This is a genomic window from Pseudomonas veronii (assembly GCF_001439695.1).
Classification (GTDB): Bacteria; Pseudomonadota; Gammaproteobacteria; order Pseudomonadales; family Pseudomonadaceae; genus Aquipseudomonas; species Aquipseudomonas veronii.
The window spans coordinates 26,068-39,296 of the sequence record NZ_JYLL01000046.1; the positions used below are offsets into that span (position 1 = coordinate 26,068).

Sequence of the window (13,229 nt, forward strand, 5' to 3'; positions counted from 1 at the left end):
TTGCTAAACCATTCGTTAAGTTCGAAGCGGGTACAACAGGGGCATTTTCTGATGTTCTATCGCAGCGTAAAGCAGTCCCGGCAATTAGATTTGACAATCCCAATCCGAACGGCAACAATTTTGTGAAGTTTGACGGTATAGAGGATATTAACGGTATCACCTTGATTGATCGAAAAACGGCGCTAACTACATTTGATAAACAGATACAGAGCGTTCAGCGAGTATCGGCAGCGCTAAAGCAGAATCCGGGAGTTAAGGCGGTTTTTGAATTTCCCAATCAAAAAGCAGCTGATAGGGCAACAGATATCCTTGTTGAGCAAAATATCAGAAATATTTCTGTAAGGGTGGCACCTTAATGACTAAATATAAGCTTGAATTTCGACATAGACCTAATTTTTCAGAGTCTATCGAAGATAGGCATAATAATTTTTTGAGAGCTGTAAGCGATTTGGGCGTTCCATGGGGTTTGAGCGATTCCCTTAAAGTTCCCCCTATTGGAAGCGAGTTGGTGACCTCGGCGTCATTAGATAAGCTACTTCCAGTCGGCGTTAAAGGTCGTATTTCATACGCCCTGCGAGATCAGAAGTATCTGGAAGATGATGCGCAGTTTGATGATACTCTGTTTATTGAATTTACAGCTTCAAAAGTCGACTATTCAGATTTGTTGAAAGTTGTTTTTCCTAGATATATTAAGGCTTTTGGTTCCTATCGCTCGGCTTTGCATGATTGGAGTGTTACGAGAAGCGATTGGCCTTTAGTGGTAGAAGCTTGTGAAGCTACAAAGAAAGACGTCAATGGTAGGGATGGTGTTTTTCGTATAAGTGCAGCGAATTATTTCGATAAGGAATTGTGTTTTCGTGCTTTTGGAAAGGGACCTCGTGAACTTGTTGATTTAATATGTGATTATGTAGAAGAAGTGCGTGAGTTTGAAGATGGAGTTTTGATTGTGATTAGTTATAATCCGCTATCTGCCGACGAGCTCCTCAGTGCGGGTGATCGACTAAAAAGCTTGGTGATTTGATTGTTTTTTTGGTCAAGATGGTCGGTGTAGGGCTGTTTTGACTGGGCCTGGTAGAGTTGTTGGGAAGATTCTGCTTTTATGGTTATTTAATAAAATGGTTTTATATATCGGCCGGGCAGTTATGGTTTAACTGCCCGGATTCTGCTTTAGATCTTCGAGTTTGATTTCCGTCCAATAACATCCAGCAGATCGCACCCATCCCGCAGCGGTATAGCCAGCAGCAGCGCAAAATCATGCAACACAACCGCATCACTGCTGATCTTTTCCCGAAATGCCAGATTCTCCAAAAACTGAGTCACCGCACGAATACGATACGCGGCAGCCTCATGGAGGACATCGAGGGGCGCTTGCGTGTCGATCACCAACGCGGGAATGGTTGAGTCGTGGCCTGTTAATGGCATGGGAAATAGGGGAAATAGGGGTCAGACCACGTTTTGCATTTATGGAGTTTTTGTAACTATTGTTCAGTCCTTTAAAAAGAGAGTTATCCGAGGAGTGGTATGTCGTCCGAAGGCTGTTTTTTCTTAGTCTTATAATGGTGGTCTGACCCCTATTTCTCTAATTGGTTCGCTGGTGCCGACAAAGCAGGTGCAAGTACTAGCACCGTCCAAGGTGTTAACCCGAGTGCGGGCTCAACCTTGGCGGTTACTAACTCCTCCAAAGATATTTTCACCTGGACGTCAGCGGGTGATATCGCCCTGCGCACTGGAGGTCGGGCGGTAATCTCTAGCGGGATTTCTACGGCCATCCAGGGCGGAAGTTTCGGCGACAATTTCAATGCTGCCTTGCTGGGAGAGGCTGGCAACGTTGCGATGGCTACCGGTTTTAATTGGGTGGGTGACTACGTCACCTTCCCGAATGGAAGCCCTCAAAAGATCATTGCTCATGCATTGATGGGCGGATTGCTGGCGGAAGCGACCGGCAGTGATTTCAAAACCGGGGCTGCGGCGGCTGGGTTGAATGAAGCGCTCATCAATCAATTAACTTGGGCCGCCCAAGGCAATAAAGACATCACTTTGATGCTTTCACAACTGACTGGGTTGTTAGCAGCGGCGGCGGTTGATGGTGATTTAGAGAAAGGCTCTCAGATTGCTCAGAAGGCGACGACGTTTAACTACCTTTACCACAAAGAAGTCGAGGAGATGCTTCGGGAGGTTGACAGCAAAAGTACGGAACAAGAGAAAAGGGCGGTTAGGGAGCGGTATGCGGCCCTTGATCAGCAGAGAAATGACGAATTGGATGCGCTCTGCGCGCGCGATCCGCAACGCTGCAGGGGTATTGCTATCTCGTTGGCGAACGATGATCAGAAACTCGTCGATCTGGTAGGTAAACTTAGGTCCCAGGGACAGGGTGGTGCTGCTTCTGCTGTAGGTTTTGTGATAGGGAGCAACCTAGACGCTTCCAGCAAAATTGCTGCAGATATCAGCTCTGCTGGCGGTGGGGTGTTGGTTAAGCTCGGGGCGGAGGCTATCAAGGCTGGAGTTGGAGTAACATTACCCTCGCGCTCTGGAGCAGGGAAAGGGAAGGGTAGTCAGGGTGAAGCTGTGGGTCCTGATGTACCGCAGGGTGCAAAAGCGACAGTTCAGGGACCTTTGGTTTCTAAAGGGTCCGATGTAACGCCAGAGATCATTCAAAAAGCATTACAAGGTGATCCTGCTATTAGCGGTCAAAATTTTGTTTCATTACCTGCGGTTCAGAGATACGTTGATCGTCTTCTTAAGGGTGATGTCGCTCCTCCAATTAAAATGGATGGAAATATAATTGTTGATGGGAATCATCGTTATATCGCTGCGAAAATATTAGGGCGAAGTCCAGAGGTGGCTCCAGGAACATTGTCACCGAGCAAAGCTGGACAAACCAAACCTGTATCAGATGTAAAAATTGATCCGGTAGATTGGGGGAATAGATGATAACTATTTACTTTGAGACAGGTGAGACTATGGACTTGCCTTTGGATAGTCTAGCTAATTCTATATTTAGTGGGTTGGAGCTTCATCGTGCAATTTTTGATAATTTTGATGTTTCTGGAGCAAATTTTACAAATTCGAATTTGAGAAATGCATCTTTTAATCACTCTATATTGAATGGGGCGGTAATGCATGGTGCCGCTCTTATGAATGCGACACTGGTTGGCGTACAGATGAAACGGGCGGATCTTTCAAGTGTTATAGCAGTTGGGGCTGACTTTACCGAGGCCGATCTTTCATCGTCTGGTCTGAAAAATGCGGATGTTTTTGGCGCTAGTTTCGTAAGAGCTAATTTATGCGATGTTAATTTTGACGTTAAAAGAATAGAAAACGCTTCTTTTTCTGGTGCTATATATAATGAAGGGACAGTTTGGCCTGAAGGTTTTGATCCTATAATGTTTGGTGCGACCAAAATTTAATTTTAGTCTCTCTATTCGGTGCAAAAGCTACTGGTGGCGCTGCTGGAAAGGTAGATGATCTTGCGTCAACTAAGGTCAAGTGGGTTGATGAGAATGCAGGTATGAGTTCGCGTGCCCGTGATTACAATGACTCAGCAACCGGTGCTCGCTCCAATCCTGCAACCCAATCTGGCCAAGCTCCTGCGCTAGAAAGAACAATGCCGGATGGATCAATAAGGTTGGTTAAATTCGATGGTGTGGATGGTGAAGTTTTAGTTGATCGCAAGATTTCGGTTGGGGAAATAGGGGTCAGACCACGTTTTGCATTTATGGAGTTTTTGTGACTATTGTTCAGTCCTTTAAAAAGAGAGTTCTCCGAGGAGTGGTATGTCGTCCGAAGGCTGTTTTTTCTTAGTCTTATAATGGTGGTCTGACCCCTATTTCTCCATGTCCAGGGTTCGCCACTTACTGTGCCACTGCCTGATACACGGCATTTGGACGCGCATATGCCAGGAGGATTTAGATATAATCCGGGCGGTCCAGGGTCAGCTCTCCCGGCATACCCTCCGAAAAAAGGAGCTGAGTAATGCATTCCATACCGCTAGAGCTTGCGAAGCAAAAGTTAATTTTTTACGTGGCTCAGGATTTGGACCAGTCTATTAGATCTAATGTGCAGCAGCTTGTGAATGAGGTTGCTGCGTCAAGAATATGGAGCGTTACTCCGCCAAGCTTTATTGACGAGATAGACGAGAGTGGTACGGAAGTAGTAGGTGGGATTTTGGAAATTTATTCGGCTTTGCCGCCAAACCTACTTCCTATTGAGATGGACTCAAAAAACCTAGATGACGTAGAGGCGCTGGTAGGTGCCGTAAAAAAACTATCTGAAAATGAAAGTCTTTCCTTTGAGTTTCAGTTAGATACTACTTATGTTGGCGCTATTGAGGACGGTGTTATTGATCGAGTCCTGCTGGACGGTTTGCTAGTACCGTGGCGAAATCACCTCAAAGGGAAAATTTGAGTTGGTGCAAAAGGTGGGGCGAAGACTCCACAAACTGTAGAGGAAATATCAAACCCTCCACAGGCACCGGTAATTCCGTCAGGGTGGGTCAGTCGACCAGGGCGAAATGGTGGTGAAATCTACTTTCCGGCTGGTACTGATCCCGCGAAAGGGGAGCACATTAGAGTTATGCCGCCTGGCTCATCACCTGTTCCAGGATATGAGGACGGATACTGGCGTTGGCAGAACTCCGGCAAGCAACCGATGAATCCGTCGACAGGTAAACCGGGTATCGGGCAGGGAGATACACATGTTCCGCTTCCACCAGACTCTTTACCGCCTGTTCGTCGTTGAAAGGCTATGGACTTAATTAGAGGGACATATGTACACATTGCCAGACGATTTTGATTTTCTGCTGCTTTCCGGGTGTTACTTGGAAATGGTTTGTTTTGGTGTGCGCGTCACAAGGCTGGACTTTTCACGCCCACAAATTGCACCCGGCGTTCCTCCATATAAGGTTTCCTTCTGTGTTGAAGCAGGATTGACGTATCAAGTTGGTGATGTTTCGGGGAGACGAGAATTCACGGATTCATCTACCAGTGCACCCTTGTTAGATTTTTTGTTGAAAGATGTCGTTTTGGTCGAGGAAGTCGAGACTGCTACATTGCAGGTATCATTCAGTTCTGGCGATAGGATTGTAATCGAGGCTGACTGTAGCGGTGACTATGAATCCTATTCGATTTATCTGGATTCTGGTGATGTTATAGTTGTTTAATTGGTGCAAGGTGGCAGTTCAGTAAGGGAAGGGGAAATAGGGGTCAGACCACGTTTTGCATTTATGGAGTTTTTGTGACTATTGTTCAGTCCTTTAAAAAGAGAGTTATCCGAGGAGTGGTATGTCGTCCGAAGGCTGTTTTTTCTTAGTCTTATAATGGTGGTCTGACCCCTATTTCTCCCGCGCTTTCTTCCATGGCGGGTACCGCAGCGGCGAGCACTATCAACAACAAAGGCAACATTGGCCTGGTGCTTAAGGACGTGACGAGCCAAGACGCTCTGAAAGGGTATGCCACGGGTGCGGTAATCGCCGGCTTTGACGCAGCCTTCACCGACGGTTGGGGCAGAGAGTTGACGTCTGAGGGCAACTATAAAACGGTGAGTTACGCGGAGCGGGTTAAAGCCTATACCGCGAATACGGCGTTGAAAGGCGTGCTGAGCGGCAAAGATAAAAGCTCTTGGCTGACGATCGCGGGCACTGGAGCGTTGACTGAAATTTATCAATATTCCGCTGGGCGCGGTCCGGATACACGACCGGGAGTCGACAGAGTGAAGGGGCCTGAATACGAGGTGTTACCTGATGGATTTGTTCCTCGTGAAGTCTACAACGGGGTAGACAGAGATGGTAAAAATATCGGTCTCAATCTAACCGAAGGCTGTGGCATATTTTCTATTTGTCATGGCACTCCAATTAGTAATGGGTTAAATCAAGTTCCTGGATTTAATTCTTTCGCGACCTTGCATGACACATGGATGAGTGATTTGGAAACGTACAAGGGAGATGAAATGTCGTTTCTTGAAAATATTGGAAGTATGCCCCCGGCGCTATTTGTTAACTATGGTGCGATCTATGACAAATATCGGCCTCAAATCGAAGCGGAGAAAAAACGTGCGCAGAATTAGTCTCTTTGTATTATTCGCCTTTTTAATCACAGGGTGTGCACCTTCTTACTCTGGATGGAAGAACAGTAAGGATGCTTGGGTGGGAACAACATTGGATTCGCATAATCACTCCATTTGTCAACGAGATTGTGGCGGGTCGCTATGGTCCCCGGTGAATAAAAATCGCGTGTTTGATCGTGTTGTTGCTGAAGGAAAAAATAAACGGATTTACATTACGTGGATCAGGGATTGCCATTACTCTGTGTTGGTTTCCGAGGAGGGTATCATTAGAGCGTGGCGGCCCGAGGGACGCAGTGATGAAAATTGCTATATATACTAGTGGAAATAGGGGTCAGACCAGAATGGCACTTACTTAACCTTCTTCGGATGCCCATTCTTGCGTACCTCGGCCCTTGCCGCTCCTCGTGCCTGCATCAGCTTGGGGTAAGGTTTTGGCCTTCGTTTTACAGCACGGGGCTCTATCCTACTCGGCCGATTTCCAACACGTTTTCGGGCAATCAGCTGGAGCAATTTCAACACCTCGTCGCCTTGCTTACCCGTCCCGTACTGCCTCAACGCGAGGCACAACTGAAGGCTATGTTTGAAGCTCAGTTGTCGCGGTAAACAATCCGCCAAGAGCGCTGATTGGGCCATTACCATCCGAATCAAATTGTGCGCCAGCAGATACACCCATAACTCTTTGACGGCCATGCCAGGCGTCTTGCAGCTCAGCGTTTCAAGCCCCAGCGAGGAAATAGGGGTCAGACCACGTTTTGCATTTAAGGCGCTTTCGTGGCTATTGTTCTGTTCTTTAAAAAGAGAGTTATCCGAGGAATGGTGTGTCGTCCGAAGGCTGTTTTTTCTTAGTCTTATAATGGTGGTCTGACCCCTATTTCTCTTCAACATCAATCTGAACTTGCAACACCTGGACAATTACAACGTTGGCTTTCATCGCCTAGTAACCGAGCGAAGCCAAACAGATAGCCTCGCCCCTGCTCATCCACTTTCACCGATCTTTTTTGATCTAAGACCTTTTATCAATCAAGCATTGAACCTGGTTTTAACTTCTCCATCACGCGCATAAGTCATCACAAACGAACTCCAATTTTCACCACGTCTGGTGGCGCACTCCCTCAACTCCTTCACCAAACGATAGAGGATTGCGCCATTGTAATCCGTTTCCGCATCCGTCATCCGAACCCCTTTGTTCTCGACAGTAAGAACAGTTTCTATATAACCCGAACCTACTGTTACCTCATAAAAAAAAGAGTCGTAGCCATCCACGATACCTGCATCTAGCAGCTCAAAAATCTGTTTCACTAACTGTACGTCTTGAGTAACCACTATATAACCTCCGGAATCTTATGAGCCTCATTTTCAAAGAAAACTTTTTCGGTCTTTCCATTTATCGTATAGGTCAACTCCATGTTATCAGGACGCGGGAAATAGGGGGCAGACCACATTTTGCATTTAAGGAGTTTTCGTGACTATTGTTCAGTCCTTTAAAAAGAGAGTTATCCGAGGAGTGGTATGTCGTCCGAAGACTGTTTTTTCTTAGTCTTATAATGGTGGTCTGACCCCTATTTCTCTTTAATGGTGGGGCCTAGAGTTGATTATCTGCACAAACCGGGGCGGCACTAAGGCCGCCCGATTTTATTCAGGTTGGATCGGCATTGAGCCTGCGGCTGATCACATCCAACAAATCACACCCATCGCGCAGCGGAATCGCCAGTAGATGGGCAAAGTCTTGCAGCACCACGGCATCGCTGCTGAGCTGTTCGCGAAAGGCTAGGTTTTCCAGCAGTTGGGTGACGGCTCGAATCCGGTACACGGCGGCGTCGTGGAGGACGTCGAGGGGTGCCTGAGTGTCGATGAGCAGGGCGGGTACGGTGCTATCGTGACCGGTTAGGGGCATGTATCGATTCATTTGAAGTCTCGTTTAGAGGGTATGAGATCTACCACCTAATCGTCGCCAAACGAATTAGGTGGCAGCTGTACGCAGGTTGGCGAACCGGAAACGAGTAACCGGCAGACCCGAAGGCCTCCCACGCACAGCCGCCATAACAGCGACTCTGCGGGTGCAAAATGCCTGCAAAAAAACGCAGAACGCTTTTGCACTCGTTTACGGATCGCCAAATCCGATCGCCCGGTTGGGCGACGGCCGGACTATAAGCCCCCTGCCCAAAACCACGCAAGGTATAGCACCCCGCCACTCCCTCAAGCCCCGCAGCCCTCAAACGCCCCACCCGGTCGGGTTGCATGGATTGCAGCGTTTTCAAATGACATGAGTGGATGGGGTAATGCTCAAGGCGCGTTACGCGTTCCAAGCCAGAACGCCGCCGGGTCAAGGGCAAACACTGTACCTGTGGCGAGGGAACAAGCTCCCGCGCCACAGGTCGCTTTTCGAGCGTTGTGTTTTTTCACTGAGCAGCGTGAGGGCTGGCCTGCCCTCACAGCGACTTTTGACCTCAGAACAACTTGCGCTGCACCGCCTCATCCAGCGTGCTGCGCGTCAACGCCTCCACCACTTCCCGCGTGTCCGCCTGGAACGGGATGCCCACGATCAGCACCAGGTGCATCCAGGTGCGTACCGACTCACTCTTTTTCACGCGCCCGAGTTCTTTGCCGTCTTTGTCCTTGAACACGGTTTCCAGGGTGAAGGTGTTCTTCGCCGTGGACGGGATGATGAAGAACGTCACGCCAGTGATGATCGCCGAGGCCATGTTGAACTGTTCGTTGTTGTACAGGGTGGCGTCGGCGTAGATGTCCGAGTCGACCTTGTCGGTGCTCACCCGCGAGAAGCGGTTGGACTGGCGAAACGAATCCGCCACGGCCTTTTCCCACAACGCCGCCGGAGCGCCGGCTGCAGTGTTGCCCGGGCCGCTGTTGACCTGGCGGAGCGCGGTGGTACGCACGAACGCCGTGGGTTTTTGCGCCGGTGCGTTGGCGGTCGGCGGCCAGGTGTGCACAGGCGGCAGTTCGTGTTGCGAGTAAGACACGCAACCTGTCAGCAAGATGGCCGCGAGGACCAGGCTGTGTTTGATCAATCCTTTCATGTGTCGCTCCTTGAAATTACGGTTTGGCCAGCTTCGCGGTAGCGGTGTCGAGCAGTTGCGCGACCAGTTCGTTCAGTTGCTTGGCGCCCATGGTTGGGGCCCAGTATTCGCGACCGTAGAGGCCGACGTTGCGCTCGAACTTGACCTCGTGTTTGGCGCTCGCCAGTTCCTTGCCATCGCGATCGACGATCACCAGGTCGCCGGCCACGTCAAAGGTGTCGACGTAGATCGGGCCGTTGACCCAGATCCAGACCGTCAGCGTCAGCAAGGCGCCGGGGACATAGCCCGGGTGTATGCCACGGTGGCCCTTGAGGGAGGTCATGTTGAACTTGAGCGACACGTCCTGCTCGCCCAGGCGCACGGGGTATTCGGTGACCTGCTTGAAGTAGCCCGCAGTACTCACGTACTGATTGAGCTGGGCGGTCAGCGAGCGGCTGATCGCGGTCTTGTTGGCGTCGTTGACGTCGGCGACGCTCACCGTCACATCGGCGACTTGTGCGCTGCGCGGGCTGGTGACGGCGGCAGGGTGGAGCGGGGCGCCAATGGGGCCGGTGACGGTGTAGGACACACAACCGGTCATCGACAGGGCGGCGATCAGGGTCGCTGCTCGGAAGAGGTTTTTCAACACGCAATATCCCTATTAATAAATGAGCCAGGCCACTGTCTCGACTGACGGGCCGAAAACTTGAGGAATGTGCGTCACCGCACGCGCTCCGACGAAACACCTTGAGAACCCCTCTCAACCCCGTAAAATGCTGCAGCCGTTGCGACCCGACATGTTCAGGGATGAAGTCAGTTACGCGCGAGTTCTTGCCTTTGCGCAGGCCAGCCTGCCTCCCTCCCTGAAACTGCCGCCCTTGGCCCGACGCCTTCGACCTCGAAGGGGTGGGTATCGCCTCGTGCCCGGTTTCTCGCTACACCGAGCGCTGCTGATTTCCTCACTTTAGGAGCAACATGTGAAAACACTGTCCCAAATCCTGCTGTCCGGCGTTGCCGTCGCAGCGCTGCTGACCGTGGCCGGTTGCGCCACGGAGAGCAACCGCGCGATGCCGGTGGAACAGGTCGCCAGCGCCCACGTCGCCTATTCCGGCGTGCGCGTGCCGATTGCCGTGGGCAAGTTCGATAACCGCTCCAGCTACATGCGCGGCATCTTCTCCGACGGCGTCGACCGTCTCGGCGGCCAGGCCAAGACCATCCTGATCACCCACCTGCAGCAGACCAACCGCTTCAGCGTGCTGGACCGCGACAACATGGGCGAAATTTCCCAGGAAGCCGCGATCAAAGGCACCGTGCAGAAGCTCAAAGGCGCTGATTACGTGGTGACCGGCGATGTGACCGAGTTCGGCCGCAAAGAAACCGGCGACCGCCAGTTGTTCGGCATCCTCGGCCGTGGCAAGACGCAAGTGGCCTACGCCAAAGTCGCGTTGAATATCGTCAACATCAGCACTTCCGAAGTGGTGTATTCCACCCAGGGTGCCGGTGAGTACGCGCTGTCCAACCGTGAAGTGATCGGCTTCGGCGGCACCGCCAGCTACGACTCCACCCTCAATGGCAAGGTGCTCGACCTGGCCATGCGTGAAGCGATCAACCGCCTGGTCGACGGCATCAACGCCGGCGCCTGGAACCCGCGCAACTGATTGGCAACCTCTCAAGGAGTAGTACACGGATGAGCAAGGCAGTGAAGTTGGCGCTGATGCTGACAGCAATCGCGACGGTCGCCGGGTGCCAGACGGCGCCTCAACCCCTGTATCAATGGGAAAGCTACCAGCCGCAGGTTTACGAGTACTTCAAGGGCGAGCCCAAGGAAGCGCAGGTCGAGGCCCTGGAGCGCGATCTGCAGAAGATCAACGCCAGTGGCCGCAAAGCACCGCCGGGTTACCACGCCCACCTGGGCATGCTGTACCTGAGCATGGGCAAGGATGACCAGATGGTGCAGGAGTTCCGCACCGAGAAGGCGCTGTTCCCCGAATCCGCTGCGTACATGGACTTTCTGCTGAAAAACGCCAAGACTGGAGTCGCCACCAAATGAGCCTATTGAAACTCACCGGCGCCTTGCTGGCCCTGGCCTTGCTCGGCGGTTGCGCGGCACCGAAGACGATTGATTACACGGCATACAAACAGGCGCGGCCGAAGTCGATCCTGGTGCTGCCGCCGATCAATGAATCGCCGGAAGTGCAGGCGTCCTACAGCATGGTTTCGCAGGTGACCTACCCGTTGGCCGAAGCCGGCTACTACGTGTTGCCGATTGCCCTGGTGGACGAAACCTTCCGCCAGAACGGCCTGACCACCGCCAACGATATCCAGGGCGTGCCGCCGGCCAAGCTGCATGACATCTTCGGTGCGGATGCAGCGCTGTACATCACCATCAGCGAGTACGGCACCCAGTACATGCTGATCTCCAGCAACACCGCGGTGACCGCCTCGGCCAAACTGGTGGACCTGCGCACCGGCACCACCCTGTGGACCGGCTCGGCGCGCGCGTCCAGTGAGGAAGGCAACAATAACAACGGCGGCGGCCTGGTGGGCATGTTGATCACAGCGGCGGTCAAGCAGGTGATCAACAGCTCCACCGACGCAGCGCATCCGATCGCGGGCATCACCAGTGCGCGCCTGCTCTCGGCAGGGCAGCGCACCGGGCTGCTGTACGGTCCGCGCAACCCGAAATACGGTACGGACTGATCTCAGCGAAGGTCAAAGGTGGGAGGTGTTATCTAAACCAGGATTCAGGCGGGGCAGCGCGCCGGGCTGAGTTAACCGTCTCGATTCTGGCACCACCGAAGATCAAATGTGGGAGGGAGCTTGCTCTCGATGGCGGTGGGTCAGTCGCCCGATGCAGTGGCTGACAGTTGGCAATCGGGGGCAAGCCCCCTCCCACACTGATTGAGGTGTTATCTAAACCAGGATTCAGGCGGGGCAGCGCGCCGGGCTGAGTTAATCGTCTCGATTCTGGCACCACCAAAGATCAAAGGTGGGAGGGAGCTTGCTCCCGATGGCGGTGGGTCAGTCACCCGATGCAGTGGCTGACGCTTGGTCATCGGGGGCAAGCCCCCTCCCACACTGATTGAGGTGTTATCTAAACCAGGATTCAGGCGGGGCAGCGCGCCGGGCTGAGTTAACCGTCTCGATTTTGGCACCACCGAAGATCAAATGTGGGAGGGAGCTTGCTCTCGATGGCGGTGGGTCAGTCGCCCGATGCAGTGGCTGACAGTTGGCAATCGGGGGCAAGCCCCCTCCCACACTGATTGAGGTGTTATCTAAACCAGGATTCAGGCGGGGCAGCGCGCCGGGCTGAGTTAATCGTCTCGATTCTGGCACCACCGAAGATCAAAGGTGGGAGGGAGCTTGCTCCCGATGGCGGTGGGTCAGTCGCCGGATGCAGTGGCTGACGCTTGGTCATCGGGGGCAAGCCCCCTCCCACACTGATCGAGGTGTTATCTAAACCAGGATTCAGGCGGGGCAGCGCGCCGGACTGAGTTAACCGTCTCGATTTTGGCACCACCGAAGATCAAATGTGGGAGGGAGCTTGCTCCCGATGGCGGTGGGTCAGTCACCCGATGCAGTGGCTGACGCTTGGTCATCGGGGGCAAGCCCCCTCCCACACTGATTGAGGTGTTATCTACACCAGGATTCAGGCGGGGCAGCGCGCCGGACTGAGTTAACCGTCTCGATTCTGGCACCACCGAAGATCAAAGGTGGGAGGGAGCTTGCTCCCGATGGCGGTGGGTCAGTCACCCGATGCAGTGGCTGACAGTTGGCAATCGGAGGCAAGCCCCCTCCCACACTGACCGAGGCGATATCTAATCCAGGGTTTAACCCGAACACCCCGCACCCTGCGTCTGACCTTGTGAACGGATCATTCTTTCACGAGGTTCAGTCCATGTCCCATCCTCTGCTTTTCCTGCGTCCTGCTGCCCAGGGCTTTGCGGTTACCTTGCTGGTGGCGCTGGCCGGTTGTGGGCTGTCTTCGTCCCCTGATTTAGCCAAACCGACTGAGCCCGTCGCCGAGCGTAAGCGTCCAGCCGCCCCACCTTTACTCAGGTTGAGGCGCGAGGGGTAATAGCTCATCGATCCGGCTGTTGGGCCAGCTGGGTAGTTTTTCCAGCGTATCCTTGAGCCAAGCGGCGGGTTCGATGC

17 protein-coding genes and 1 pseudogene are annotated in these 13,229 nt (G+C 52.6%); 11 read left to right on the top strand and 7 right to left on the bottom strand.

What is annotated here, in order from left to right; all coding sequences use genetic code 11:
* Nucleotides 1-122: 122 nt before the first annotated feature.
* Both TU80_RS32900 and TU80_RS32300 read left to right on the top strand, forming a co-directional pair.
* Nucleotides 123-356, top strand: a complete 234-nt coding sequence (locus tag TU80_RS32900; protein ID WP_126585959.1) for a hypothetical protein — start codon at nt 123-125, stop codon at nt 354-356.
* Nucleotides 356-1,021 (top strand): hypothetical protein, encoded by a 666-nt coding sequence (locus tag TU80_RS32300; RefSeq protein WP_082643924.1) that lies wholly within the window; start codon nt 356-358, stop codon nt 1,019-1,021. Before TU80_RS32900 ends, TU80_RS32300 begins: the two co-directional genes overlap by 1 nt.
* Nucleotides 1,022-1,167: 146 nt before the next feature.
* Here the strand turns inward: TU80_RS32300 and TU80_RS29680 are convergent, their stop codons facing one another.
* Entirely contained in the window at nt 1,168-1,422 is a 255-nt protein-coding gene (locus tag TU80_RS29680; protein WP_057006050.1) for a hypothetical protein, read from the bottom strand.
* 237 nt (nt 1,423-1,659) lie between these two features.
* Between TU80_RS29680 and TU80_RS29685 the strand changes: the two genes are divergently transcribed.
* From TU80_RS29685 to TU80_RS29695, 6 genes are all read left to right on the top strand, one after another.
* Nucleotides 1,660-2,931: a DUF637 domain-containing protein gene (locus TU80_RS29685; RefSeq protein WP_057006051.1), complete on the top strand. Its 1,272-nt coding sequence runs from the start codon at nt 1,660-1,662 to the stop codon at nt 2,929-2,931.
* 29 nt (nt 2,932-2,960) lie between these two features.
* Nucleotides 2,961-3,407 carry a pentapeptide repeat-containing protein gene (locus tag TU80_RS32305; protein ID WP_227778761.1) on the top strand — a complete coding sequence of 149 codons (447 nt, stop codon included), beginning with the start codon at nt 2,961-2,963 and terminating at the stop codon, nt 3,405-3,407.
* Nucleotides 3,408-3,508: 101 nt separating this feature from the next.
* The gene (locus TU80_RS32905; protein WP_128192263.1) at nt 3,509-3,730 is read left to right on the top strand and encodes a hypothetical protein; all 222 of its coding nucleotides are present in this window, start codon (nt 3,509-3,511) and stop codon (nt 3,728-3,730) included.
* 242 nt (nt 3,731-3,972) lie between these two features.
* A complete protein-coding gene (locus TU80_RS29690; RefSeq protein ID WP_057006052.1) occupies nt 3,973-4,404 on the top strand; it encodes a hypothetical protein in 432 nt (143 codons plus the stop codon).
* A gap of 361 nt (nt 4,405-4,765) precedes the next feature.
* Nucleotides 4,766-5,158, top strand: coding sequence for a hypothetical protein (locus TU80_RS32910; RefSeq protein ID WP_126585958.1), 393 nt, complete (start codon nt 4,766-4,768; stop codon nt 5,156-5,158).
* Between the two features lie 173 nt (nt 5,159-5,331).
* Nucleotides 5,332-6,060 carry a DUF637 domain-containing protein gene (locus TU80_RS29695; RefSeq protein WP_256591058.1) on the top strand — a complete coding sequence of 243 codons (729 nt, stop codon included), beginning with the start codon at nt 5,332-5,334 and terminating at the stop codon, nt 6,058-6,060.
* A gap of 348 nt (nt 6,061-6,408) precedes the next feature.
* Here the strand turns inward: TU80_RS29695 and TU80_RS29700 are convergent.
* The 5 genes and pseudogenes from TU80_RS29700 to TU80_RS29720 all read right to left on the bottom strand — a co-directional run.
* A pseudogene (locus TU80_RS29700) lies at nt 6,409-6,888 on the bottom strand (IS4 family transposase); the annotation flags it as partial.
* Between the two features lie 192 nt (nt 6,889-7,080).
* A complete protein-coding gene (locus tag TU80_RS29705) occupies nt 7,081-7,383 on the bottom strand; it encodes an antitoxin YezG family protein (protein WP_057006055.1) in 303 nt (100 codons plus the stop codon).
* Between the two features lie 313 nt (nt 7,384-7,696).
* Nucleotides 7,697-7,954: a hypothetical protein gene (locus TU80_RS29710; protein WP_046385097.1), complete on the bottom strand. Its 258-nt coding sequence runs from the start codon at nt 7,952-7,954 to the stop codon at nt 7,697-7,699.
* 553 nt (nt 7,955-8,507) lie between these two features.
* Entirely contained in the window at nt 8,508-9,095 is a 588-nt protein-coding gene (locus TU80_RS29715) for a hypothetical protein (protein WP_057006056.1), read from the bottom strand.
* Nucleotides 9,096-9,111: 16 nt separating this feature from the next.
* The gene (locus TU80_RS29720; RefSeq protein WP_046385095.1) at nt 9,112-9,723 is read right to left on the bottom strand and encodes a hypothetical protein; all 612 of its coding nucleotides are present in this window, start codon (nt 9,721-9,723) and stop codon (nt 9,112-9,114) included.
* A gap of 328 nt (nt 9,724-10,051) precedes the next feature.
* Here TU80_RS29720 and TU80_RS29725 point away from each other — a divergent pair, with 328 nt between their 5' ends.
* The 3 genes from TU80_RS29725 to TU80_RS29735 are packed head-to-tail and all read left to right on the top strand — an operon-like array spanning nt 10,052 to nt 11,774.
* Complete coding sequence (locus tag TU80_RS29725; RefSeq protein ID WP_017848624.1) at nt 10,052-10,732, top strand: CsgG/HfaB family protein; 681 nt, start codon at nt 10,052-10,054, stop codon at nt 10,730-10,732.
* 29 nt (nt 10,733-10,761) lie between these two features.
* The gene (locus TU80_RS29730) at nt 10,762-11,124 is read left to right on the top strand and encodes a DUF4810 domain-containing protein (RefSeq protein WP_017848623.1); all 363 of its coding nucleotides are present in this window, start codon (nt 10,762-10,764) and stop codon (nt 11,122-11,124) included.
* Nucleotides 11,121-11,774: a DUF799 domain-containing protein gene (locus tag TU80_RS29735; protein ID WP_017848622.1), complete on the top strand. Its 654-nt coding sequence runs from the start codon at nt 11,121-11,123 to the stop codon at nt 11,772-11,774. The genes TU80_RS29730 and TU80_RS29735 overlap by 4 nt, the downstream gene beginning before the upstream one ends.
* Nucleotides 11,775-13,125: 1,351 nt before the next feature.
* On the opposite strand, the gene TU80_RS32320 is transcribed toward TU80_RS29735, so the two are convergent.
* On the bottom strand, nt 13,126-13,229 hold a 104-nt coding region (locus tag TU80_RS32320), incomplete at its 5' end, for a transposase domain-containing protein (protein WP_156422911.1).